The organism is Micromonospora sp. NPDC049580, assembly GCF_040675595.1.
Classification (GTDB): Bacteria; Actinomycetota; Actinomycetes; order Mycobacteriales; family Micromonosporaceae; genus Micromonospora.
In genome coordinates this window covers 1-2,768 of the sequence record NZ_JBFAPG010000652.1, presented here as the reverse complement: position 1 = coordinate 2,768, position 2,768 = coordinate 1, and the positions used below count along the sequence as shown (strand labels likewise).

Genomic DNA, 2,768 nt, shown 5'->3' with positions numbered 1-2,768 from the left:
GTCCCGCTCGTCGGCGGCGGCGTGGTCGGCGGCGCGGTGGTCGGCGGCGCGGTGGTCGGCGGCGCGGTGGTCGGCGCAGCGGTGGTCGGCGGCGGCGTCTGCGGCGAGCAGCTCCCGTCGGAGACCCGCAGGCCCGTGTTGGCGCCGGCCGTCTGACGGACGACGTCCGGTACGCAGCTCGCGCCGTCGAGGCGGTACGCGTACGGGATGCTGACGGTGGTGTTGGACGTCGGGTTGGGGCCGGCGGGGTAGTTCTCACTGCCGGCGCTGGACCAGGTGACGTTGTCGAAGGTGTTGCCGCTGACCTGCCAGTAGCCGCGCTCGTTGGTGTAGAAGGTGCCCAGGACGTCCTTCGAGTTCCGGAAGTAGTTGTTCTCCACCTTGGCCCGTGCGCCGGCCCGGGAGTTGATGCCGGACTCGTGCAGGCTCACGTAGTGGTTGTTGTAGATGTGCGCGATGCCGCCGCGCAGCAACGGCGTACGGGAGTCGATGTTCTCGTACAGGTTGTGGTGGAACGTGATGAAGCCGTTCGAGAGGTCGCTCTCACTGGAGCCGATGAGGCCGCCACGACCGGAGTTGCGCAGGATGCTGTACGACAGGGTCACGTACTGGGTGTTGTCCTTCATGTCGAACAGGCCGTCGTAGCCCTCCGACTCCCCGCCGGACGCCTCCAGGGTGACGTGATCGACCCAGACGTTGCGGACCGTGCTCTCCATGCCGATGGCGTCTCCACCGTTGGAGGTGGGCGAACCCGACTTCTTGACGTTCCGGACCGTCACGTTCTGGATGATGATGTTGCTGGAGTCGCGGATGTGGATGCCCAACTGATCGAAGATCGCACCGCTGCCGACCCCGATGATGGTGACGTTGCTGATCTGCTTGAGCTCGATCACGCCGTCGGCGGTGTTGCAGCTCGACCCCGACACCTTGCTGGTGTTGCCGTGGTTGATCGTCCCCGTCACCTCGATGGTGATCGGGGTGCTGCTGCTGGCACGCCCGCACAGCGCCGCGTGGATCGCGGTGCCCGTGCTGGCCCGTACCGTCTGCCCGCCCGCGCCGCCGGTGGTCCCGCCGTTCTGGGTGGCGTAGCCGGTGGCGGTGCCGGCCGCCGCCGACGCCTGCGGGGTGGACAGTGTTCCCCCGACCGCGATCCCGACAGCGGCCGTGGCCAGCGCCGCCAGAAGTCGCAGTGCGACTGGTCGTCTCATGTCGCGTCTCCTTCGTCATCGTCTGAATGTGCCGACGGCAGCGGCGATCGACGCGCCGACCCTCCACGGGTACGCGATTCAAGTCGATCACTTTGCATTGACGGCAATCAATTGTCTGCTCATCGCGGAGAACCTCATCGCCCTGGCGTGCGCGGCGAAACCGCTGGCCAAGCGGCGCGTCGTCGACAGCGCATCCCGATACGCGCCCGCCCAGTTCGGCGATGAAACATCGATGTAACGCAATCGTAGGAAGGCGGTTTCCCTCTGGGCAAGGGTTAGCGTTTGCAGGTTTTTTGCAGACGTTGCGACCTCTGGGACAGGGTGCAGGTCTGCGAGGGCACCAGGACCGGCCCTCCGTTCCCCCAGTGCCTGCGGACCACCCCCACCTACGTGATCCTCAATGGAGGAACCGGGTCGAACCACGACTTCCTGCTGGTCCCCAGTTGTCGGATCCGCGGCATCGAGTGCCCGTTCATCACCACCGCCAGCGCGCCGAACTACTGGCTCGACGCGTGGGACAACGCCCAACCGGGCCAGGCAGGACACGTCGTCTATCCCCACGTCGGGCTGGGCATCAACTCGGCCGACCCGGCGATCCGTACGCAGGACCAGCTGCACATCCACCTGGCCGGGATCCACTCGGGCATCCAGACCCAGCTCAACATCCACGACAGCACGATCACGAACAACCCGTCGCGGTGGCGCAACCAGATCGTGCCGATCTGGGGACTGACGAGCACCGGCGCTCCCGCCCCCCGCTCGTACCGGGTGCTCCACGTCGCGAACCTGAACACGAACCTCTTCCGGCTCCTGCTCGACAGCGTGGTGCGGCCGACCGGCGCGACCATGGCGGCGCAGACGATGGCCGCGAAACCCCGCCTGATCGGCAGCGGCGGCTTCTACGTCCTGAACAGCGAACCCGGTCTGCCCGTCGCCCCGGGCCAGCCCGGCGGCACCGGGACCGTCGACTTCCTGCTCGCGTACGCAAGACGCATTGACAGGCACCACTTGACGAAATAAATTCCTGGCAACAAGAAACTGTTTCGTACGCTCGCCGTGCGGCACTCACCCGCGAGCCCGCGAATGAGCAGCGAGGCCGGCCCGCCCCAGGAACCGGCCGACAGAGGAGGGTGCCACAGTCCCGCTGGACCCGTTCGCCGCACCATCAGTCCTGCCGCCGCTCGCGTATCCGCGACCGATGGCACGAGGGCCGATCGGTGCCGCCGTCCCGGCCTCCGCACCGGCGTTCCCCCGGTGTCTTCTCCGCGCCTGTCTGCGTAGCGCGAGAGTGGGTGGCCGACAGGTGATGTCGCGGGTTGCCATGCGGGACTGGACTGGACGGGCGATATTTCGACACCCCGCCGCCGCACGCTTGGGAGCGCTCCCGAGCATCGCCTGACGCACTGCTGACGTACCGCCCGGCGCTCGCCCGAAGACCGCACCACCGGACGCGTCGGCCGCCACCACCCCTTCAGGAGAAGTCTCATGAGAAAACGAAGAGTGACCAACGCCGCCCTGGTCTCGGCCGGTGCCGTCCTGCTGGCGTCGACGGCGGTCGCC

3 protein-coding genes are annotated in these 2,768 nt (G+C 67.5%); 2 read left to right on the top strand and 1 reads right to left on the bottom strand.

Translation table 11 applies throughout. The features are described from left to right. Positions 1–1,208: pectate lyase (locus tag AB0J68_RS30520; RefSeq protein WP_363942152.1), on the bottom strand; the 1,208-nt coding region annotated here is incomplete at its 3' end. Positions 1,209–1,236: 28 nt separating this feature from the next. Here AB0J68_RS30520 and AB0J68_RS30515 point away from each other — a divergent pair. After that, entirely contained in the window at positions 1,237–1,446 is a 210-nt protein-coding gene (locus AB0J68_RS30515; protein WP_363942150.1) for a hypothetical protein, read from the top strand. A gap of 83 nt (positions 1,447–1,529) precedes the next feature. Beyond that, positions 1,530–2,228, top strand: a complete 699-nt coding sequence (locus AB0J68_RS30510; protein WP_354855480.1) for a CDP-diacylglycerol diphosphatase — start codon at positions 1,530–1,532, stop codon at positions 2,226–2,228. Positions 2,229–2,768 lie beyond the last annotated feature (540 nt).